The 22,960-nt window shown below is 40.2% G+C and carries 18 protein-coding genes; 3 read left to right on the forward strand and 15 right to left on the reverse strand.

Features of this window, described 5'->3' with window-relative positions; translation table 11 throughout:
- Nucleotides 1-20 precede the first annotated feature (20 nt).
- Both AC2D3N_RS24565 and AC2D3N_RS24570 read right to left on the reverse strand, forming a co-directional pair.
- Nucleotides 21-2,267 (reverse strand): hypothetical protein, encoded by a 2,247-nt coding sequence (locus AC2D3N_RS24565; protein ID WP_484693819.1) that lies wholly within the window; start codon nucleotides 2,265-2,267, stop codon nucleotides 21-23.
- An 871-nt stretch (nucleotides 2,268-3,138) separates the two neighbouring features.
- Nucleotides 3,139-6,972 carry a hypothetical protein gene (locus AC2D3N_RS24570; RefSeq protein ID WP_484693820.1) on the reverse strand — a complete coding sequence of 1,278 codons (3,834 nt, stop codon included), beginning with the start codon at nucleotides 6,970-6,972 and terminating at the stop codon, nucleotides 3,139-3,141.
- A 431-nt stretch (nucleotides 6,973-7,403) separates the two neighbouring features.
- Between AC2D3N_RS24570 and AC2D3N_RS24575 the strand changes: the two genes are divergently transcribed.
- A complete protein-coding gene (locus AC2D3N_RS24575; RefSeq protein WP_484693821.1) occupies nucleotides 7,404-12,653 on the forward strand; it encodes an ATP-binding protein in 5,250 nt (1,749 codons plus the stop codon).
- A gap of 74 nt (nucleotides 12,654-12,727) precedes the next feature.
- On the forward strand, nucleotides 12,728-12,931 hold the full coding sequence (locus tag AC2D3N_RS24580; protein WP_484693822.1) for a hypothetical protein: 204 nt from the start codon (nucleotides 12,728-12,730) through the stop codon (nucleotides 12,929-12,931).
- A 143-nt stretch (nucleotides 12,932-13,074) separates the two neighbouring features.
- Here the strand turns inward: AC2D3N_RS24580 and AC2D3N_RS24585 are convergent, their stop codons facing one another.
- The 11 genes from AC2D3N_RS24585 to AC2D3N_RS24635 all read right to left on the reverse strand — a co-directional run bounded on the left by AC2D3N_RS24585 (nucleotide 13,075) and on the right by AC2D3N_RS24635 (nucleotide 18,887).
- Nucleotides 13,075-13,416, reverse strand: coding sequence for a DUF5615 family PIN-like protein (locus tag AC2D3N_RS24585; RefSeq protein WP_484693823.1), 342 nt, complete (start codon nucleotides 13,414-13,416; stop codon nucleotides 13,075-13,077).
- Complete coding sequence (locus AC2D3N_RS24590; RefSeq protein WP_484693824.1) at nucleotides 13,413-13,646, reverse strand: DUF433 domain-containing protein; 234 nt, start codon at nucleotides 13,644-13,646, stop codon at nucleotides 13,413-13,415. The genes AC2D3N_RS24585 and AC2D3N_RS24590 overlap by 4 nt, the downstream gene beginning before the upstream one ends.
- A gap of 49 nt (nucleotides 13,647-13,695) precedes the next feature.
- The gene (locus AC2D3N_RS24595; RefSeq protein ID WP_484693825.1) at nucleotides 13,696-14,544 is read right to left on the reverse strand and encodes a ThiF family adenylyltransferase; all 849 of its coding nucleotides are present in this window, start codon (nucleotides 14,542-14,544) and stop codon (nucleotides 13,696-13,698) included.
- Nucleotides 14,545-14,677: 133 nt separating this feature from the next.
- Nucleotides 14,678-15,385, reverse strand: a complete 708-nt coding sequence (locus tag AC2D3N_RS24600; RefSeq protein WP_484693826.1) for a hypothetical protein — start codon at nucleotides 15,383-15,385, stop codon at nucleotides 14,678-14,680.
- Entirely contained in the window at nucleotides 15,358-16,170 is an 813-nt protein-coding gene (locus AC2D3N_RS24605) for a hypothetical protein (protein ID WP_484693827.1), read from the reverse strand. Before AC2D3N_RS24605 ends, AC2D3N_RS24600 begins: the two co-directional genes overlap by 28 nt.
- A gap of 1 nt (nucleotide 16,171) precedes the next feature.
- Nucleotides 16,172-16,420: a hypothetical protein gene (locus AC2D3N_RS24610; protein WP_484693828.1), complete on the reverse strand. Its 249-nt coding sequence runs from the start codon at nucleotides 16,418-16,420 to the stop codon at nucleotides 16,172-16,174.
- Nucleotides 16,421-16,428: 8 nt separating this feature from the next.
- Nucleotides 16,429-16,620, reverse strand: coding sequence for a hypothetical protein (locus tag AC2D3N_RS24615; protein ID WP_484693829.1), 192 nt, complete (start codon nucleotides 16,618-16,620; stop codon nucleotides 16,429-16,431).
- A gap of 34 nt (nucleotides 16,621-16,654) precedes the next feature.
- Entirely contained in the window at nucleotides 16,655-17,353 is a 699-nt protein-coding gene (locus AC2D3N_RS24620; RefSeq protein WP_484693830.1) for a hypothetical protein, read from the reverse strand.
- Nucleotides 17,354-17,515: 162 nt separating this feature from the next.
- Nucleotides 17,516-18,205 carry a siphovirus Gp157 family protein gene (locus AC2D3N_RS24625; RefSeq protein ID WP_484693831.1) on the reverse strand — a complete coding sequence of 230 codons (690 nt, stop codon included), beginning with the start codon at nucleotides 18,203-18,205 and terminating at the stop codon, nucleotides 17,516-17,518.
- Between the two features lie 3 nt (nucleotides 18,206-18,208).
- The gene (locus AC2D3N_RS24630) at nucleotides 18,209-18,418 is read right to left on the reverse strand and encodes a hypothetical protein (RefSeq protein ID WP_484693832.1); all 210 of its coding nucleotides are present in this window, start codon (nucleotides 18,416-18,418) and stop codon (nucleotides 18,209-18,211) included.
- Complete coding sequence (locus AC2D3N_RS24635; protein WP_042158453.1) at nucleotides 18,402-18,887, reverse strand: hypothetical protein; 486 nt, start codon at nucleotides 18,885-18,887, stop codon at nucleotides 18,402-18,404. Before AC2D3N_RS24635 ends, AC2D3N_RS24630 begins: the two co-directional genes overlap by 17 nt.
- 197 nt (nucleotides 18,888-19,084) lie before the next feature.
- Between AC2D3N_RS24635 and AC2D3N_RS24640 the strand changes: the two genes are divergently transcribed.
- On the forward strand, nucleotides 19,085-20,107 hold the full coding sequence (locus AC2D3N_RS24640; protein WP_484693833.1) for a hypothetical protein: 1,023 nt from the start codon (nucleotides 19,085-19,087) through the stop codon (nucleotides 20,105-20,107).
- 12 nt (nucleotides 20,108-20,119) lie between these two features.
- On the opposite strand, the gene AC2D3N_RS24645 is transcribed toward AC2D3N_RS24640, so the two are convergent.
- Together AC2D3N_RS24645 and recG are read right to left on the reverse strand one after the other, a co-directional pair.
- Nucleotides 20,120-20,731, reverse strand: a complete 612-nt coding sequence (locus AC2D3N_RS24645; RefSeq protein ID WP_484693834.1) for a Uma2 family endonuclease — start codon at nucleotides 20,729-20,731, stop codon at nucleotides 20,120-20,122.
- Nucleotides 20,732-20,812: 81 nt separating this feature from the next.
- Nucleotides 20,813-22,897: an ATP-dependent DNA helicase RecG gene (gene recG, locus AC2D3N_RS24650; protein WP_484693835.1), complete on the reverse strand. Its 2,085-nt coding sequence runs from the start codon at nucleotides 22,895-22,897 to the stop codon at nucleotides 20,813-20,815.
- Nucleotides 22,898-22,960 lie beyond the last annotated feature (63 nt).

Raw genomic sequence — 22,960 nt, forward strand, 5'->3', positions numbered from 1 at the left:
TTTCTCCTGCGTTCGATAATTTAAACTTCTAATTCGTCGTCATTCAAAGACACATTTTTGGGTTTTGGAGCATGGAATGAGCGATTGTGTTCTGGAGGAGTTGGTGAGGAAGATTGAGTTTTGCTAGGCTGTTCTGAGGAGTCGAGTAATTGCTCCATTTCAGCAATAGGAATACGACACTCTCGAATTTCGGGTGGTTTTCCTGAGACTAAAATTGCGTCAAATACAGCAGCATCATTCTGGCGTGGGTCAGTTCCAATTAATTGTTTTGACCCATTAGGTAGATCAAGGATTTCAAACTCGTATTTGATAGACCCAGGTGTATTCTGACTTTCCCGGGGTTCTCTCCAAGAAAATACGGGTTCAGTTTCTCCTTTAAATCGCTTGGGAAAGGCAGATTGGAAGGTTTCAACGAGCGCTTGGGCGGTTGCCAGTTTGTCGTATTCCGCTTCTGTCTGAGGCAATTTAAAGATGGCTTCCCGTTCCTCTGGGGTTAATTTGTCTTGATTGGCCCCAAATTTCCAGCGATCGCCTTCTTTTGTCCCTGAGAAGATATCCTGTCCATCACTGCCTGTGACTAAAACTTGAATTTTGTGATGATCAGGAGTAACATACAGTGTGCCACCTTGCTCAAAAGGAATTCCAGATGGGGGAGATTGCCCAGTCGCCATGGCATAATTAACTAAGCAATCGGCGACGGCTTCACGTTGCTGTTGTACTTTCTTTTGAGTCACAATTTTGCTTAGAAGATATTCAGGTTCGTCATCAATCAATGATTCGGAAGGAGAAGGAACAGAAGAATTTAGAGGGTTAGAAATAGGTAGAGTTGAGTTAAGTTCGCTATGGGATTGAGTGGAAACTTGAGGTTTTATGGTTTGCTCTAGTTCCTCAACAATTTCTTCTAACCGATCTAACCTTTCTGACAACTTTCCTAAATAATCTTGAATTTGGTCAAGTTGTTGGTTAAGGCTGACATTTTTATTAATTTCGAGTGGAGGAGACCTTTTATAATTCGGATCAATTTGGTTTCCGAGTTTATCAATTTTCTCTCCAATATCAACAGCTTTAATTTCAGTATCATCAATTAAGATGGGATCTTTTTGCTCGGAGGTGACTTGCTGTTTCTCTTCTTTAGAACTAATTGGTTGGTTTTGGAAAGTTTTATTGGGTTTAATCTTTTGAGTTCGTTCAGAAAGATTTTCAGTTCGTTCTGCTAAGGTTTCTAAATCAGCGATTACGTCAGTTTGTCGAGCGCGAATGCTAATTTCCTCCGTTCGTTCATTTAAAGTTTGAATTTGCTCCAGAATTTCCTCAAGTTTTTTAGCTTGATTGTTTTCCTTCGCTTGGGTAATTCCATCAATAAGTTCTTGAATGCTGTTAACTGCTAATAATCCCATTAAAGAAGTCGCTTGAAGGGTTAAACCTGTGACGGTTAGCCCATCAATTTCACTGGATTTAGCATTAATGATTGAACCTTGGTGTTGGCTTTCTTTGAGAAACGCTTCCAAAGACTCAAGCAGTGGATATGGTTCTTCTGACTGTTCAGGTGTTTGTTGCTGAGTTTCAGGAGTTTTCATCGACTTTTGGGAAGTGCGATTCTTAGCGATTTCACCTAAAGCTCCCGTTTTCAAAGGAGTATCGTTATCCTCTGATAGTAGTTCATCAATATCATCTTCCTCTAGGTTTTGTGGTTCTTGACGATTTCGGTGAGAAGAAGCTGATTTTGATGTAGCTTTCTTGGGTTTAGAGGGTTCTTCGTCTTCTTCTAAATCTGTTAAATCCTCATCAAAATCTTCTGAAAGGTCATCATCTTCTAATTGATCATTAGCTTCTAAATCGATTAAATCGCTGACATGAGAAGGTGTGTAGAAATTGTTATTTTCTTTCGTATCAACTCCAGCCTGTTTGAGATTTTTAACTAAATAGACACCACTGGTTCTTTGGCTGGGATCTTTAGTTAGGTAGAAAACAAAGCCAGAAACTTCATCATTTTTTCCTTCAGTAATTAAATCTACACTAATACTGGCTTTTTGATTTCCTGATTCATTGAGTCGATCAGGACGTTTATTGAAGGACTCAACAAAGTTTTTGAAATCCTCCCAATCTTCAACACCCCCTTCTTCTTGAATAGCATCAATGGCAGCATCTAAAGTTTCTTGAATATGCTCTAGCCTTTTAACGTGTTTGGGATCTGTAGCGGTTAGAACAGACCAATCCCGTTTAGGTGGGGAAAACTTTTTAGGCTTAGTTGCTAATTTTGTAGCCATTTATTAATCTCCATTTCAGCTAATTATTTTTGTTGGCTCTAATAGTTATTAATTGTCGGTAATAGTGCTTGAAATAAGGTTGTTTCTTTCGGTTTATATTTGATTCAGTCACAAGTTAGATAAATTGGAAGTTATTACTAGGAAAGCTATCATCCATTGGGTTGAGACACTAAGAGGATTAATTGATGCTACTGCTTCCCCCTGATGGCTGAAGACTGATATTTAATGCTTTTGTGGGTGGATAACTACTTTAATCACAGGTTGGCTAGGTGCGATGCCGATAGGTGATGTGTGTCTGTCTATGCGATCGCGTAGCTGCCGCCTGTCGGCATCGCGTAGCCGCCTGCGCCTTGACATCGCAATGCTAATCAACAACGACTCCGCGATCGCATAGCCGCGGCCTGCGGGCATCGCAAGCAACAAGGACAAAACAATCAAAGGGTTAAAGCACTTTAGAAATTAATCAACAATCAAAATCCTAACCTACTAAAATGAGTAACTTTACTTACTAAATTGGTGTACGGAATTTTGACATGGCTTGCTGTTCCACTGCGGAAAAAAGAGAAGGGAAAACAGTGCATAAATTCCCTCTTTGTGATTTTGATTAAATGGCAAAATGTTACATAAGATACCAAATCAATCGTAATACAGCGTAATACAGTAGGAAATAACAAGGAAAATAGTGCATTTATTCCCTACTTTTTCGTATCTGTTTCAAGCGGTTTTTTGGGCTTGTGTGGAAAGAAAGAGGGAAAATGTAGTTTTAATACTACAAATGTAACAAGAGCCAATGGAAAATTTTCCATTGACTCCTGTGCGATGGCGTAGCCGCCGCCTTGCGGCATCGCCTTAAAATCTGCAACCCTCTCGACTAAACCAGTTCTAATTCTTTCGGTTTTGATTCTGACGTAGACATGACAGTTGTTTGAGGTTGGGACAACGCTTTCTCTCGCGCCATAATCATTTCTTGGAAACGAGTTGCGGCTTTTTCTGTCAAGGGAATTTGAACCTCTCCGGTGTGAACGTTGGCTTTAAACACGGTGCGCTTAGACTCGTTTCTGACAAAGCAATCCCCGTTGGGTTGCACGTAAGCTGTCCATTGGTTGTCCCCAAACTTGAAGTGCTGGGTGCGCTCGGGAGGAAGTTGCGCTTGTCGTTGTTGGTATGTGTCTGACACAACGCTAAACAGCAGATATTGGAGAGAAAGCCGCCAGTGGTCAGTATTAGCAGGCGTGGGACTGTACTTTCCGTTATTCCCTGTTATTTCTGGTTTTAAGGCGGGTTTTTGCCGCAGTGTTGAGGGTTTGGGTTTGAGGCAATTGTCAACGATGGAAGCAGGACTGTGAGAAGGTTCAGGTGAATCAATAGGTGGCAATTGGGTTTGAGGCAATTGAATTGATTCTGAATCAACCTTCAGCATCAGGGATCTGCCAGTTTGATTTAAAGTGATCGTTGCTTCAAACGTGGTTCCAGGGGGCAACTTTGGACTATCGGGGGAGAAGGTTCCCAATTTTTTCCCGTCCAGTTGAATAATAGGAGTGCCTTGAAATCGGTAATATTTCTCGTGAGTAGGAGGTAAGTCCAGGGTTCCTACTTGCAGAGTCACAGTCCGGTCTTTCCATTTAGACTTGCAGAAATCTTCCTGGGAGTAGTCGTTATCAGGATGTTTGACATTAACAACTTCGATTTGGTTAACCTGATAGTTGGACAACGCATGGCAAATTTCATCCATAAATAGTTTATAGACCAGTGCGCCTCGACCCGCTTTATCGTGAGACTCAATCCAGCGACAATCGACCGGAGGTACAATGAGCAATCGGGTTTCATTACCAGAGTAGTTTGTAACCTTCAAAGCGTCGGTATCGATATGGTGATTAGAGTTGTCTCCGTATTTAGCATCAAGTTTCGCCACCATGCTCTGAGGTAAATCTTTAAAGGCAAATTCAACTAAGGGTAATTCGTGATGAGCAGTGGCTTCATATTCAATGCCTTTTCTATCAAGTGAATCTTTCCATTGGTTAGGAAGGTCAATACTACGGCCGTCTTGAGTTTTCACTTTCTTGAAAGGAACTTGCAGGACATAGACATCTCGTGGCAAAGCTTCGTGGAGTAACTCGTAGTCTTGTTGGAGAGAAAAGGTAATTTCTAATTCCTCGGCTACTTTCTGACCCACTGTCCGGTGTTTGCTGAGGTTATCACAAGTGTGGGTGGCTTGGAACAGCGCATGAGCGGCTCTGGTTTTTCGTTCAGGGGTATCCCAAATTTCATCAATTTCAACCCGATAACTGTCATAAAGTTTGCCGATTTCCTCCTTTCGCATTTTGATATCATTGCCTGTTCGTTCGTAGATAATCGTTTTATCTTCTTGAAAGCGTTGCACTAAATCTTTTGCCCACTGCAATTCATTTTCTTCCCAATTAAGGTCATTTTCTGGGCTAGGACGATACTCAATTTCGTTATCGATTAAAGTATCTTTGTAGGGGTAAGGAATGTGCAATTGACTGCCTTCTTTTTCGTATTCAATCTTTGCTGCATCTAACTGTTTGCGATGTTCTTTTGATACAATAAGATAAGCGGGAATTGCGGGAAGAATGTGTTGAAATTCATCTCGGTTTCGGCAAACCAGTCGCGTTTGTTCCCAATACGGGTTCACCGCTTCCTTAGCTAAAATATAAACAGCATTAGGGAAATCGGCGGGCATGGCAAATTGTTTATAAAGTCGGTCATCTCCTTTATACTGGAAAAAGTAAGTGCAGCTTTTGTGTTTCTCGCACCATTCATCAACTTTTTCTAGTAAAGTATCGGGGTTTAAACCTGTTTTCGCTTTGACTTCTTTGGCATCTTTACCCCGTAAGGAATTTTTCTGGTAATCGACTTCGTATTGTTCCATAATACTCAAAGCCGAGACGAATCGCTTTTGCTGTTTAAGAAATAGCTTTTCATCTTCTCCAGAGTTGGGAAGTGCAGCCGCAACTTTACCAATGGCTAAAGCCACAAGTCCAACTTCATTTTGAGAACTGGCTACACCAATTTGTTCGAGGGTAGTGAATTTGCGATCGCCTGCTTTCACTTTACCTTCTAAAACTTCGGAGTCATCTTCTCGATATCGAGCTTGGGTATAAGGAACTTTCTCAGCTTGAATCACTTCCCCAAAGTCAAATAATCCCTCTTGTGCAGGTAAGATTTGTTGAGCAATATGGGGAATTTTTATAGATTCAATTCCAAAGGGTTCATCTCCATCAAAATCCCCTTGGTGGAATCTTTCTAAATCTTTAGGATGAAACCAAATTACCCCTTTAATTTTTGCCATAACCGTGCGAATTTCTTCAGGAACATTTTCTAGGTTTTTGGCATGGATATTTTGGTATTGTCTCAAACCATCTTTATTGAGAATAGGAAATCGTCCTTGAATACAATCTCCTTGTTCGAGATGGTTGGCACAAACAATGCCTCTGGGTAAATCTTCACAAGGTAAAGCCATTGCTGAAGTCATCGTTAAAGCCCCTCTAGTTGCTAGATTTCGCCATTTAGACGCTAACCAGCGTTGAGCCATATTCGTAAATTCAGGGCTTCCGATCATCAATCCTAATTTATCGGCTTTTAGCATCTGAATATCTTGTCTTTCCCGTTTTTGCTCTTCAGAATTATCTTCATGATCAACGGTCATTTCATCATCACAATTTCTGGGAAGTTTATCCTGTTGTTCTTGAAGTTTTCTTTCGTTCAAACGAGCTAGAAAAGCTTCCCGTCGGTCATGATCTTCAATCATCGCTTGGCGCAATTTCATCGGGTCACGTTGCAAGGTTGCGAGTCGTTGGGCTTCGGCTTTAACGGCGGGTACTAAGTCTTGTCTTTGAGCTTCTTCATCGAACCAAACTCCAGTAGATTGCCAGCTTGTTTGAGTGATGCCAATTTGACTGTTTTTGCGATTACCCAGGATGGCTTTTGGTAACTCATAATCACCACAAGGAATCAGGTCTTTGAGTTGTTTTTTGTTGATGCCTTTAATACTGGAACGATCTAAAATAAGTTGGGGTTGATTGCCTTCAGAATCAGCTAATGAGTGAAGTAAATGATCATCAGGACGGAGGGTTCCTTTGGCTAAAAAGCTAACTTGAGGTGTGAATTCTAAATTTTCTGCATTCCAACTGCGTAACCAAGCAAAACGAAATTGACTGGCTCGATTTTTCTCCCCTCCGATGCTTTTCAGTAATTCAGAACTGATAACACCGTGACAGTCTCCAGTTCGATATTGTGCATATTGGGGGTCGGTGAAATCAACAATTTTTACTCGTAAATTTGTATCACATTCTGATACACCGGACATACAAGTGCTGACTAAAAGAGAACCATAACGACAGGCGGTATCTTTTTCCGTTATGAATAAGTCTCCTATCTTTTTAGCTAGGGTTTCATCACCGAAGTAATAACTGTTTCCAGATTGAAAGATCATGCGTCGTTTGATGCTATCTTCTGGATCATGGATACTGGCGCGAAGTTGGCGAGGATCTGGATTAGATTTATCAAGTTTGACAATCATTAAGGATTTCAGTTCCTCTGGTTCAAACATTGCTTGCAGAATTGAGTGGCGCAGGATTTCTGGGTTATTATAAAACTGTCCCACATTGCGTCCTTTGGCATCAGTATAAGCAGCATCAAAGACAGGAATTTTGAGTCCTTCTTCAGTAACAGTTGTAGTGACCATGAGTTGATTTCTCCTAATCGTTGAAGGGTTAGAGTTGGAATTGTTGGAAAGGTATAGCGGGAACTATTTAAGCGTTAACAGGTTTAAACTGGGTCAGGTGTTGACCGTTGGGAGTGTTTTTGACGGGGTTTAAATGGAACTAAAGGTTGATGCGATGCCTTGGCAGGCGGCTACGCCATCGCTAGTCCAGTTCTGTTTGAAGAGGAAGATCAATACCCGTTCGTGCGTCCCAGTAGCACTGCGACGGATTTGATAGACAGGCTGGGTAGAGCGATTGCACAATGGGAGAATATGGACTTCGATGAGCGAATTTAGGCTGACCATACATATATAGATATGGTTTAAGTTGAGGATTTTTTCTATGAGCGGTGGTAGCCGCTCTTTAAGTCCAAAAGTACAAAAAATATTTATAGGAAAAGTTAGGATTAGGCATGGTTAATAATGAAACAACAAGCGCGAATGTAACAGCCTCCGAACTCAGCCTGCTCTCTCAGTTAGATGAGTTAAGGAGTGCTTGGCAGGAAACTCATCCTAAGCAAGCAAAGGGTGGTTTAGAGGCTTTGAGCGGATTCGATCACCAATTCCTGTTGACACTACTGAAAATAGTTCGTAAATGGAAAGAAGCTTCTGAAGCCGAGCGGCAAGACCGGAATACAGCCCATAAAATTCTCGCAGAAGCCATTTCAGACATTACTGAAGCAGGTAAATTCGTCACTATAACACAAGTCAAAAAAACTCTTTCAGGCAAGGCGATTCGTGAAGCGCTTGCAGAACTTTGGGAAATTTTTAATCTTGCTTCTGAACTTACACCAGAGTTGGTAGAACACTTACGGTTCAAAATCTCTGGAAAGTTTGAGGATAATAGGAATCCTAATAAAGTTATTAAAGAATGGAACCCTACATTAAGACAAGATCAAGCACAAAGGCTTGATACATTCAAAACTTGTGTCAGTTATGAGCTTGTTTCCGACCCAAGATTAGACTTAACGGCAGAGTTAGAAAATCTTTCACGGGATGAAGATACGGAGACAACTATTGGGCGATGGTTAGGCTACTATCTTCTTCAACTTGGTTCAGGCTTATCTCCTGAGCGTATAAGCGCTCTTATATGGTGGGAACTCATAAATGATAAAAGCTTGGAAGCGTTCCGAGCAACACAGGCAAGATTATTCAGCCGATCGGACTATCAACTTGGTGCTGTTCGACATACACTTGGTGGCAGTCTGTCTCTACCTAGAACAGATTTACTCTCAGAGTTACGAGCATCTGTAATCACGAAGCGGATCACCCTTCTCATCGGTTCATCTGGATCTGGAAAATCAGCACTTTGCAAGCTGGCTATGCAAACAAGCTTTCAAGATTATACGTGCTTGTTTCTCCATCCATCTGATATTATTGCCTTCACAGAAACCTCAGACTCTACATCTAGCCGAGATACAAGACGTATTGATGAACTGCTAGCAGCTCAGGTAATTGAGAAACCCATCATCATCATAGATGACTTGAGTGATGCCGATGATCAAAGCTTTGATTGTGTACTTAACCTCCTTCAAAATGCTCTAGCTAACGAAACATCAACGGATGTGCGCTTTGTACTCGTGGCACATACAGATGCTGAATCCAGAGTTCGCGACAAAATTGTTGCTCGACTTGGCGCAGAACTTTCTATAAATGTTGTTAAGCTTCCACAACTACCTATAAACGATCTTCAGTCATCGAATACTTTACCAGGCGACGTTGCGAGCCTTGTTCAACGCGCTGATGAGTTTGGCCCTGCTTTAAACCTTAAGCTTCTTGACTGGCTGATTAGTAGCGTTCAACGGGATAATATCAATATTTCATCCTTCAAAAATGACTTAGACCTACTCGCTTGGTTCTGGCGCTCTCATGTAGGGGATAAACACGAAGCCAGTGAAGAAGGTCGTGTGTTAATTAAAACAGCCATTTCATTAGCCGATAAATTTACTCCCGATCTGTCTCTTTATGACTCTGGGATTGAATCCAAAATCCTATATATTCTGGTGCGACGAGACTGTCTTCGAGTTGTAGAAGAAAGAGTAGCTGTCACACACCGTTTTGTAGGAGATTGTGCAAGATTTCGTTACCTTCTGGGGGAAAGACGTGAACTAGAAGCTAGTGAGCTTGCTGCGAAGTCGGGGAATCCTCTTTGGTCGCAGCCAGTGCGCTGGTTTGCTTTGTATCTTGCGATGGAATTAGAAGAGACTGAAACATGGCAGGAATTGCTTCGAGAGGCAAAGAAAGGTAATCATTTACAGCTTATTGACTTGCTTCTTGATGGCGCGATCTTGAGCAGACAGCCAAGCTCAGTTCTCCAGGGCTGTTCCGGTGAACACCTTCCTTTTTTCATAGGGCGTCTTATCTCTCGTCTTCTAGCGATCGCAACTGAGCCGACACCTGATTACTTCGGAGTGTTGCGATCAATGTCCGCAAGCGAAAGACTCATGTCACACGAACGTACAATTGGAACTCCAAAAGTATATTTGTGGGAACCTGTTTGGCGTTGGCTTTTAGCGCAGAATCAAGAAGCTTTGATAGAAAACTCTAAGTTAATTTTTAAAGCAGCAAAAGCCTGCGTTAACTGGGGTGTTCCAGAAACATTCCCACTGCGGGGTCAGATTGCAGAACTAATTGTTGATTTGGCTCATAGGGTATTGCTACCCGATCCCGACCAAGAAAAACGGTACTCGTTACATGATTCCTCATCCGTAGCTTTTGCCTGTATCATCTTTACACTAAAACTTGTTCCAAAGCGATCAGCGTGGCTGTTGAGAGCTTTAGCAGGACGAGAAGTGATTCCAGCAAATAAACTGGAGCCAACTTACACCAGTCACTCCATATGCTTTCCCGGAACAGGCATACTTACTCAGCCACATCCGAAAGGGCCATCAGCACAAGTTAACGATCAGTTTCGCAAGTTTATGATCAGCCAAGGCGGCATATATCTCCGTGCCGTTATTCGTGTCAATCCACAACTCGGTGCTGAATTACTTTTAGCTTTGACTATTTCACCGCCTTATTATCGCTGTGAGTTCGAGATATCCTCTAATCTGTTAGATGACAATCTTGGGATAAAAGGATCTTATGAGATTGATGTCTGTACATTCAAGTTTTTACCACTTCTTTATCTCCTTGAAGTAAATGAACCTCTTGCAGTTGATGTTATTGCAACCCTTTGTAATGTAGCCACAGATTACTGGCATGAACATCGCTGGGCAAAAAATCAACTGGAGGGAAATATCCAAACTGATACCGATGGTATAACTTTGCTGATCGATGAGAATATAAAACACTTTAAAGGTGGTCGTCATGCTCTATATTGGCACCGCGAGTATCCTTGGTCATCAAATATTGTTGCTTGTTTCTTAATGACGCTAGAGGGATGGCTCTATAGTCGTCCGACTAAAGCAGAACTCGAAAATTCTATATCAATTATTTTTGAGCGTGCTGACACTGTTGCAATGATCGGGGTACTCATTTCGCTGGCAAAATGCGATCCTACCCTTTTAAAAGGTTCCTTACTATCTCTACTGTCGTCATTACAACTTTTAATATGGTTAGAGTTTGACCAGATTGATGAAGGACAGAATTGTGCATTCGATTCTTTTAGGGCTAGAACAAAACTATCGCAAGAAGAATATCAAGAGTTACTTGGATTTCATCGGCTATCTCACCGAAAAATTCCCCTTTTAGGCATAATACTCCGAATGTGGTTAAAGGAAGACATTCCTTCTAATGCAAAATTTGAAATTTTGGAAGACTGGGATAATAATCAGCTTAATTTGATTCCAGAGGTTAGCCAGCATCGTGTATTAAAAATCCGAGCTTGGTTTGAAGACAACAACTGGCTGTTAGAAGAGGATGAATATGGAAATCAAAACTTTCGCTTTGTCGGTACTTTACCAGAAGATGCTGAAGTTGATGCTAAAGCCGAATCTGCGCTTTGGAATCTTAAGCATATTGAAATCGTAATGATGTGCCGACAAATTTTAGATGGTGAGTTGCAGAAGACACCCGAAATACATAGGAATTTGGTTAGTATTTTAACAAGTGAAGAACAGCTTACTTCTTTAAAAGAACGCTGGGAAGAAAAATCTTTCCTAGATACAGTTTGGGCAATGATTAGTGTTGTTATAGAGCCTCCTAGCAACGAGATAAACCAAAAAATGGAGAACTATATCACCTATTATGCTAGTGATTTTTCCAATCTACAAATTAATTTAGATCACCTAAGTCGTTGTCAGAGGTACGATATAGATGCCGAAGCTTTTCTTGCTCATGCAGCCCCTAAGTTGCTGCGAAGATGCAAATCTGAAACCTTACTTCAAGCATCTGCTTTCCGTTGCCTTATTGGTGCCTGCAATTACAACACCTCGACTTTTATGCGTTCGTGGATAAGAGAATATGGGCTAGATCATACACTCACCCAAGAAATAATCAACGTAGCTCCTTGGATAGCTCGCTTAATTGCATTAACTCATGTAATCTCATACAATCAAGCAATTTTGGAACAAGATACTCATCTAGTTCCAGTAATTCCACCTCCTGAGATTACAGAGCGAGTAATAAGTTTAAGTAGTGGAGAGCATCGCGAAGTCCAGGAAACTTGGTCTAACTTACAATCCCAATTTGTAACAAAAACAATCCCTGAATTATCTATCATTGATGCTTTTAAATGGACTCCAGAACTACTAATTCCATGTCTCGAAATAGTGTTTCCACGACTAAAATATGAATCGTGTAATTTCAACAATTGCTTTGATTGGCAATTTTTAACAGCCGTATTAATACCTATATTAGAAGTTCAACTAGACAACACAAAGGTTTCGGATTTTATAACTGCCTTGTGCCGTCAAGTGCTTTTTACTTTGATTCACCAAAGACAGGCTGTCTATTTGAATTACAAAAATTATCAAAGAGAAGATGGATATAGTCCTGTAAATACACGACTCTATACAAATCAATCTCAAATCTTAAACGCAGTAATAACATTTAATCCTACAGAGGTTGCTGCACGAATAAATATACTTATTGAGGCTTTAAAATCTGTGGAACTGGTAGATTGTATTGTTTTAAGTGATGTTGTAGATACTTTAAGTTACTGCGTTGTTCAGTGGAGTTCTTCAAGTATAATTGACAACTCATTAATAAATCACATAGCCTGTACAGTTGGAAAATATATTTTTGAACTTAGAAACCAACAAGAGTCAAATCTGCGGTTAGTTGGTAGAGTCAGAGATGTCTGGGAAAAATTGATTAATCTATTATGGAAGTGGTCACAAAATAATATTGAGAAAGCAACTCAAGCAGACCAATGGCTTGTAAACTTTTTCAGTCACTTTCATGATGTATTACTTCCTGATTGGGTGTTGAGAATAAAATTGTATCGTATTGGCAGATCAACAGACTATAAACAGTTCCGCCGATTACTTTTTACAACGCTCGTTCAAAACCAGGATCACTTACCTTTACCTAGTATAAGAAATGACGAAAGTGAACTTTTAGTTCAAGTTCTTGCTGAATTTTGGGATTCAGATAGCAAATGGATTATGGGCAAACAAGCTCTGCGTCAAGATTTGAGAACAATGCTTGAGCAATTACAGGAAATTGATGCAGTAGGTGCAAGAAGGTTAGCAGATCAAATAGCGGATTCCCTGGTTTAGCGAAGATAAGCGATAATCGCCCCTGAAACAACTAAAATACAATTACAGAATTACAGACTGAGGCTAACTGTTCTATGCCCGAAATCGTCGAAATTCCCCTGGAACTGACTCGCTTTCAACTGTCGCCAGCAGTTCAATCCCGTTTGCAATTTCTCTTAGATCGTCAGGATGAAGGCTACAGCCTATCTCAAACAGAACGACAGGAAGCTGAAGGACTGGTTGAATTGATCGAATTTTTATCCTTGCTACAGTTACGTTCAACACGGGTGAGCCAGTAATTATTAATGACAAAGATGACCGCTTCTCTCCATCGATGGGTGATTCAACGAGCTAATAATCGCTGTGAATATTGAAACTATGATAAATTGGCTACAACGGACTACATTATAAAGTTAAAAGAATAGATGAGCCGACATATTATTTAAGGACTGTTAGTAATTTCAACTATCATTTCTCCTAAGCGCAATTGCTCTAACGCATCAGGCAAAGTAGCAGTCAACAATTGCCGCAAGTTGCGGTTAGTGACATTGCCACAAGTTAACCACAAAATTTGGGGAGGCACTCCTAAACGGCATACCAAGTCAATGAAGTCACTGTCCTTTGTCATAATCACAGCATTTTCTACGCGCGCAGCTTCAAAAATTTCCAGATCTTGAGCATCCCTCAGCACTAAATCTCGCAAGGCACTCGCTTCTAACCCAAAAGTTTCTGTTAACCAACTTGCCAATGTGGGGGGTAATTGAGCATCGATCCAAATCTTCATGCTGTCAGTCTAGGGAAATCCGTGCGTCGTGCTGCAAAGATCAAACAAGCTTGAATATCTGCTAATTCCAAATCAGGAAAGTCTTCTAAAATTTCAGTAACACTAACATTTTCAGCCAACATTTCTAAAATATCGGTGACTCGAATTCGCATCCCTCGAATACAAGGACGACCACCACACTGACCAGGTGTTTGGGTAATTCGGTTTAGCAAGCCAGTCGTTAAACTCATAGTAAATTCAATTGTTAAAGCTACATTTTTTTTGAAGCTTAATATCAGGTTAGCATGGTGCTGTTTCACTTACGATAGATTTCAACACCACCCATACCGACTGCTGTGTAATGTAAAGCGATCGCGCTGTCCCACTCTCCAAATCAAAATAAGTCGCAAACCGCTTGAGATTTCCCGCAACCATCCGGTACAGGTAATCCGCCGCCTCAGCCGCCACTCGGACATTTACGCTCTCGCTCTGCAAGTTTAGCATTGCCATCTCAGCACAAGATAAGTTATTTGTCAACTCTTCAGGTTTCGGTTTCAAAAGGTCAGGAGCCTGGATCATCGGAGATGGCAACCTCGCACATCCGAGTCCCCCAAAATGATAGAACTCCGGGTCAGTTTCCAAAGAACTGCCCAGCAAGATTTGTCCGGCTTCGGCATGATTTCCGCAATCCAAATACCACACACGGGGGATTTCAGAGCCGCTGTAGTATTGGTTTAACTCAAGGGCCTGGTTAATAGCCGATCTTCCGGTAGCTGTGTCCACACACCCTACCAGGATGGTCAGTTTGTCGTAAGCTCTTTGGATCAGCTTGGGGTCAAATTCCTGCACAAAAGCCGTCGTGTCCACTCCCCAAGCTATAGAGTATCTCAATGCTAGAGCCTGCGCCTTGGGTAGTCCGATTTCCTTGTCACAGAAAGCCTGCCTGCTGATGTTGGCTTCTTCAACTATATCGGGATCTGCGATCGCCAATTGCACCTTCTTCCCCGACTTGCCCAAACTCCGTGCCAGTCGCGCAATATGGTACGATAGCCAAGAACCCGTTCCTCCGGCTCCAATTAGCCAAAAATCAATCGAATCAGTTTGTCTGATGATTAGTGGCGAAGCTTCCAAATAATCATAATTAAACATTAGCTAAATCTCCTATTTTAATTTACAATTGCATCGGGTTATTAAACAAAAACGGTAGGACAGAATTCGAGTAAAAATTACAAATTGATTGCTCTTTTTTTTCTATGTGACATCCGTAATAAAACTCGGTAATTCAATCATTAATTATTGTTGAGACTAATTTTGTAATGGTTTGGTGGGTACTGATTAAATCTTTAACGGGGTAAGATGAACGGTTAACGGCTTTTTCAAGTTGCTGACAAACATCATTAGGCTGCGCCTTAGATTTACCATTGCTCAAATGCTCATTGAAGGAACTAGAGATGAATAATTCCCAAGCATTTGTAATGGTATTCGGCGAAGCGATAGGAGGTTTATGATCTCCCCAACAGATGCGTCCGCAAGATTGATAAGCCTGTGAATAAACGTTAGGTAACGGAACATGAAAAGCTTGTGCATCTGGGTTAAATTTTGAGCCTTTAATTGCCCAAATCCAGTAATCTGATTTCATCCCTAAAAACACCAATGCAGGTAAAGGAATGAATAACTTTGATTCCAATAAATTAATTTCATGTTTTTGTGGGGGAATGAATTTAATTGTCCATTCTCCACTACTACCTGTTCCCCAACGTACTATTCCTAATTCTGGGTTCATCCAACCCGAATCAATCGGCGTATTTGCAAAAGCAGTTCTCAGCGTTGCTGGAGACAAACATTTGTACTTAGAACCATTTTCGGATTGATAATGGAAAATGTAAGTCTCACCCTCAAGAAAAAGAAGTTCAGCTTGAATCGCAGACAATTTCCGAGGGGAAACTGCCAGAATTTCCTGAATTATTTCAGATCCAATGTCAGATTCCATAATGCCAAAAGGTGTGAAAAATTACTGTTTGGGTCAGCTTCAATCCATTCAATTAATTCGTAAGCTTGATTGAGGAGTTGAGTCGCTTGATTCCATTGATGAGTGAGAAATTTAACTTCTTCAAGCTTCCAAGGTCTTAATTCAATATTACGACTCCAATAACTTTCAGAACAAGCAATCTGATCTAACCAAATATTATCGGTTTCTAAGTCAAGAAGTGCTAGTGCAATGGGAAAAGCATTAATAGGAAACATCGCCCGAAAAGCTAAATTTTTGAGAAGTTTAAAGTTAATTTTTTCAGGATGGGCAATGTCTTTTAAGCTATATCCAAACGTGCATTTATACCAAGCTTCTCCTTGAGTACCTTCAACAGTTTCCAACCACCATCGACCCGACTTTGAGAGGGGAAAAAGGAGTTGCCACCCTGTTCGCAAGGCTTCAATTCCTTCTTCTTCATCTTGCCAATCTATTCCTTTAGGAGAGACCGGAATTTGATACAGACGTTCTTCATAAGCAGTCTCGATAATTAGGTCATCAATTGGAAATAAATGTTCGTTCACCAGTGAAATAAACTCCAACTCTTTGGGACTGTGACCGTTATTTTCAGAGTAAATTTCAGATTGGCTTTTTTCCCATTCAATAGGAAACAATTCTTGGTAAAGATTTAGAAGCTGATAGGTGTTCAGTTTAGACCATAAATAGTCAATTGCTGATTCAATATCGATGATGGGTTGGCATTGGTGTAACAGTTGCAAAGCCAATTTAGCATTCCAAATTATAGGCATATTAAAACCCTATTGGAATAGCCGTAGCAACAGAGTGGCTATTAAACAGCCGTTCTTTTGTTTGTTCAACTGCTTTTATATCGTCTGTTGCTTGGGAAATTGCTAGTTCAATTGTTTTTACCATTTCTTTCATTGTGGTACTATCGAGTTCTCCAGCAAGCTCTAATCGCTGGAGCTTTCGGCACATAGAAAGGGCTGGATTGACTTCCTCTGGAGCATTAATCAGAAATTCTAGGGGACTGATTTTCATTGTCATTTTCATCCTTTAGAGCCATTCCGTTTAGCAATTGTAATCAGTTCTCCCGGCTTTCTGATAATGTCTGCGTTAGCGCAATCAGGGTAGTAAGTTGTTAACAATTTACGAAGTTCCTGATCATCATTTGCTATGTCTTCATCAACAGGATGCTGTTGTCCTTCAAAGAAAATTAGCACTTTCTTTTTTGAATTCATGGGGTTCTCCTAAAGTTAGGTAAGGGGTTCAATTTTAAAATAAACTCAGTTGATTGCCAGTAGTTTTGGGTTGGGTAGAAGTTTCGGATTTAACCGTTTGACTGGCTTCATTTGTAGGTGGTTGATTGGGATTAGAATTTGCTTTCTTTGGGTTGCGAATATTAGCCATTTGTCGTCGTGCTTGGCGATTTGGAAAATCAGCGACAAGTTCCTTGAATAATGTTTGAACAGGAGGAGGTAATTCTCCCAAGGCTGACGCTCTAATTTTTTCACCAATAGGAAAATCGCCGTGACTGCTGGCTGAAATAATCACAATTCTCCCGTCTGGATGACCATTATCAGGTTTAAATGTTAGATGTAGTTCGATGGTACATTGTTCAAAATTGTAAGGTTCTTCCTGTTGCTGAGATTGTGCATTATTAAGTTCTTCTGGTTCAGTTACAGTGTTTTCTTCATCTTCCTCTGCCGAAGTTTCATCATTAATTAAATCTGAATCAGTAGCAGAATTAGAGGGTTGTTTGGCTACTTTTTTTTGGATAGTGGCTGGAGAAAGTAGAGCTAAATAAGGTTTGTTAGCTTGCCAGCGATCGCGATCAAATAGCAAACCAACTTTTTGAAATCTTTCTTCTATTGTTTCTTGCTCTTCTGATTGAAGAGTATATTCAATTATCTCCTCATTCGTTAGTGATAAATCAGCAGAAGCAACGGCACGTTGTGGGGTTAACCATTTCATTTTTGGTATATGAATTAATTATCATCATGTTGATGGGCGTTAGCCCTTCTTTACAGAAAAAATGGAAAATAAAAAATAACAGATAGCTCTATTATTACAAAAGCTATCTGCTATCAATAAAGCACAATAATTTGTAACCTTGGGATAGTTGAAATCAAACTATTATGCTTTTATTCCCTGATTAGACTTCTCAGTATTTTTTTTAGAAAATGTCTTTCCTTTTCGCTTGGTTTTGGGTATTGACATTGAATCAAAATTCTGAGTAGTTGAGGAACTGCTACGATTAGAAATAACTTCAATTGTACCAGTTAGATTAGACGGAACTAGGGCGTATTCTACTCTAAGTTTCCGTTCAATACGAGTGCCATCAACGGGAATACCTTGTTTCCAGTCTTCAATGATTTTACGTTTGTTGGGCGCAACAACAAGCTTTTCTGTGCGATACTCGCTGGGTAAGTCAGAAGGATCGATTAAGACTTCACAACTTGGGGGATTTTCTTTTAGTTGGATGTGACGCGATCGCCCAACAACATTAGTAGAAATAACCCCCATTTGGTGAATATAAAGTAAGGTTTTATCAAGGTTACTACGCCACCGTTCTAGTCGTTCAATTGCCTGATTATGCAGTGTAACTAAATGTTTTAAACGAGCTTTAATTGCACAAATTTCAGCATCTAATTGATCAGCTAATTCAGCGTGACTATCAACAGTCGTTTCTTGGTCTGTTTGATTGTCCCAAATTGCTTTAACAATCGCCTCCTCTTGTTCAGGAGTTTCAGCCATTTCCAATTGAGTCCACAGTTCAACCGCTTGGATTGAATATCGGGCTAACAAATTTTTAGCTAAGTACATAAATTACCACTTTCCACAACAATGAAAATACTCATCAAACGTTTCAAATTGGACAAAAATCGCTAAAGTTCCTGGTGTGAGTTCATGATTATCAGCTTCACAACTTTCTAAAAAAGGTTCCAAAGCCAATGAATCATCACAGAAATTAGTGATTACAACACCAGGATAATTTGGAACATAATCGATTTTGAGGCTGTTAGGAGTGTTTTCCATTTCGGTTAGAAGCCCTTAAGGACTCAACTTTTTTCAAAGCAGGAACTCGTTGTTTCCGAGAGGAAGTTTTTTCTCTATAAACTTCTGAGTAACTATCTTCATCATCCTCAAGATCAGAGTTATCGAAATCTGTTTGATTATCCTCCTGTTCTTCATCCGATTCTAAGGGATTGGAGTTTCTTGTATCTTCTGATGTTAGGGAGGCAGCCAATGGTAGAGTTGGCATAGCAATGACATCATAGCCTAACTCTAAAATTAAAGATTGCAGAACGCTTTCTATTTGCTGTTGAGATAACCCAGGAGTCGTTCTCTTAAGTTCTTGCTGTTTGATTAACATCCAGATTTGAAGTGTTTCTTCTGGGCTTGTTGTTTTCAATGCGGTTTTAATTTTTCGGGCTAGTTTTTCTCGTGTTGATTTCAAAGGATCAGGGGTTGTTCTTTGGGTACTATGGGTTGGATTGGTAAACATAATTAATAACTCAGAAAATGTTATTTTCACCTCTGGGCTTGGGCGTTAGCCCATTAATCATTTATTAAAATCAACAGGAAGTCGAGTTTATTTTAATTCTTAAGGATGATCAAGTTAGGTGCTAATAGGTTATAGGGTAGGAATTGATTAAACTATAAAGCCTATAACTTTTATTAAATTTAGCAATTCTTAACATTATGAATTCAGCCAGAGGTTTTTATCCCGTTATTGTGATTCCTGATTCAATTCGTTATTTCTGCATTAATAACCCGATACCAGTATTGAATAGCAGCCCTAATTCAGTGGTAAGATTATCTTTTAAACCGCAATTAACTCCCAAAAAACAGCATATTTATTCTAATTTTTATTTATATTGGATCATTGTAATGTTGGTCGTAAGCATTGTAATAGTCATGTTAGTTAATCAACTATTTGGCATGAGTATTCTAGCTTTTTGGTTATCGCTGATATGTGCGTCAGTGAGTGCAGTAGTGGCTTGTTTTTATGTGTGGTTTATTAATTTTAAATTGTGCAAGCAATATCAGCCTAAACTTACTAAAACTCAACAACAGCGATCTAAATCCGAAAGTAATTCATTACACCGTTTGAAGTGTCAAACTCAGGAAATACAGCAATATAATAATTTGTTAGAAGAGCGTTCTAAGGAGCTTTTATTTTTATTGAGTAAGATTGTTCAGCATCCATCTAATCAAGGGAATACCGGAGTACAGCAAGGAGTCAGTGAAAAACAATTTTTTATTTACTTATGTCGTTATTTCTCTGGTGTTTATGACTTCTGTATGGGTGTTGAGTTTCCTATACCTAATACCTCTTTCTATTACACGGCTGATTTTATTCTAATTCATCAAGCAACAGGTTTAGCAATAGATATTGAAATTGACGAACCTTATGATGGAAAAACAGGAAAGCCTCATCATTGCGTGGATCAAAATAAAGATCAGCAACGCAATCGATTTTTTTTAGAACGAAATTGGGTTGTAATTCGGTTTTCCGAGTATCAGGTTGTTAAATGTCCAGAGGGGTGTTGTAAAGCGATCGCTCAAGTTATTTTTCAAATTACAGGTGATGATAGGGGTTTAATTAAACTACAAAGTATCAAAGATTTACTACCTCATAAACAATGGAAAAATAAAGAAGCTGTTTATATGGCTAAGACTAAATTTCGTCAGTCTTACTTAAAAAATAATTTTCTACTGTAGATGGAATTTTATTTAATTAAAACGAGGAAGAACATCATCTAGGCGAAGTTGCAAACTTTTGAACAGAGGAGAAATAATTGGTTCACCTAGACGAAATTGTTGCTGGGTGTAATCTTCATCAATCAGTTGACAAACCGTAACAGTTGGTTGTTTGGGTTTACCAATAAAAGCGACGCCACCTAAACCCCGATAATCTACAATCCAATATTCAGGAATTCCCAAAAGAGCATATTCTTCAACTTTTCGGGCATAATCTGTTTCCCAGTTTGTACTCACAACTTCCACAACTAATTTAATAGAGTGCCCTAGCGTAATAACAGGTTCTCTTTCCCATAATGGTTCACTAGAAAGTGCTGTTTCATCTAAAACAACAATATCAGGACGACGGGCGGTTGCGACATCGGTAAAAGGACGAATTAAACAAGTTCGGGGAATAAACCAAGGGAGTTTTTCTGTTGTAATAGCAATACCGATTTGAGTAGCAAGTTTACCACTGACGGTTTCGTGGGGGCCGGTTGGTTCCATTTCAATTAATTCTCCGTCAGCAAGTTCATAGCGAGGATTATCACCATATTGAGCCAGGAAGGTTTCAAGCGTTAAAAGTGTTTCTAGGATATAAGTCATTGTAAAACTCCTCTATAAAATTATCAGTTATCAGTTATCAGTTCAATACGCGAATAATTGAAACTGATAGCTGTTAACTGATTAATTAAGGGTACAATCCCAAATTGCCAGTCCCCGTCGTTTGAGTTCTGCAACCATCAAAAGATGTTGGTCTAAATTTGGGTTACTTTTGACGATCGCTACTGCCATTTCACGAGCTAAATTTAGCAAATCCTCATCATCCAGTATATTAGCTAGTGCAAATTCCGAAATTCCCGACTGGCGATAGCCCATCACAACACCTGGCCCCCGCAGTCGCAAATCCATCTCTGAGATGAAGAACCCATCAGTGGATTTTTCTAAGACTTGAAGCCGCGCTTTGGCTTGTGCGGTTTGGCTGGTATTCAGCAAGAAGCAATAGGAACCATGGGAACCTCTACCAACACGACCTCTTAACTGATGCAGTTGAGCTAAACCAAAGCGCTCGGCATGGTCGATTAAGATAACGGTAGCATTGGGAACATCCACCCCAACTTCCACAACCGTAGTAGAAACCAAAATTTGGGTTGTGTTGTCACCAAATGCCCTGAGAGCTTCATCTTTCTCGGCGGATGTCATGCGACCGTGCAGCAATCCAACCCTAAATTCAGGGAAAATTTGGGTTGATAATCGCTGATATTCTGCAACAGCCGCTCTTAAATCTAGTTTGTCTGATTCTTCTACCAGAGGTAGAATGACGTAGGCTTGGCGACCTTGAAGTACCTGATGACGGATGAAATCATAAGCTGGAGTACCTTGGTTAATCACTTTGGTTTGGATTTTCTGTCGCCCAGGAGGTAATTCGTCAATCTGGCTAACATCCAAATCGCCGTGCAACGTCAGTGCTAAAGTACGAGGAATCGGAGTGGCACTCAGGGTCAGGACGTGAGGTTTATTTCCCTTGTTCAGTAAATCTTGTCGCTGCTGCACTCCAAACCGATGCTGTTCATCAATGACGACCAAACCGAGTTTGTTGAAGTTTACTTTCTCTTGCAGCAAGGCGTGAGTTCCCACTAATAAAGAAAGTTCGCCTGTCTCCAGTTGAGCATGGATTTCTCTGCGCTTGGCGACTTTAGCAGAACCCGTCAGCAATTGCACAGAAACACCCAAGGGTTCAAACCAGGTGACAATTTTCCTGTAGTGTTGTTCAGCAAGCACTTCTGTAGGAGCCATCAATGCGGTTTGATAGCCGGACTGAATAGCAACTAGAATCGCAGCAACCGCAACAACGGTTTTTCCTGAACCCACATCCCCTTGTACCAATCGATTCATCGGGGTTTTGGAAGTCATATCGTTGAGAATCTCATTGATAACCCGACGTTGAGCTTTGGTGAGAGGAAAGGGAAGTAGGGAGTAAAACTGTTTGAGTAGTGGGCCAGTAGGAGTAATCTCAGTTACAGCCGAATTTGCCAACCATCGATGGCGACGCAGAAGGAAGGAAAGTTGGAGATAGAAAAACTCATCAAATGTTAGGCGACGACGGGCCGCTTCGAGTTGAGGTTCATTGGGAGGTTGGTGAATGAAAGCGATCGCTTCTTGCAATTCCATTAAACCCGGTTTCTGTCGGAGATATTGAGGTAGAGGGTCAATGAGTTGTTGGACAGCTTCTAAAGCTGAGGATACCGCATCTTGAATAATTTCATGACTGACCCCTTTTGTTAATGGATAAATCGGGATAATTGAGTTTTTCGTATCTCTGGCTTCATCAAGGTCAATTAATCGAATTTCAGGAGAAGTTAAAACTTTGCCGTAATAACAATCCGGTTTAACAACTCCTGATACAGCAACAATGCTTTGATGAATATAGATTGAGTTTTGCTCGTTTCTCCACTGCTGTGATTGATAATAGGGATGGTTAAAAAAACGTTTACAGGCAATGTTACCCGTTTTATCCCTAACGATAAGGGTCTGAATGGTTAAGCGAGGATTTTTGGGCGGACTGATGATTTCGTGTTTCTTAATTTTACCCACGATGGTAACAGAATCACCAATTTTTAACCTTGATATTTTGACTCGTTGGTACTTGATATAATCACGGGGAAAGTAAAGCAATAAGTCAAAAATAGTGTTAATACCCAGTTTTTTGATCAAGCGGCTATTAATTTTGGTTAATCCTGATAAATGATGAACAGGTAAATGCAGATTCATGGAATTTAAGAATTGGTGTTAAAAGCACTTCTGTAGCTGCGTTAGCAGCGAAGGAACTAAAAC

Source organism: Planktothrix sp. PLAVEN19ND, assembly GCF_057220675.1.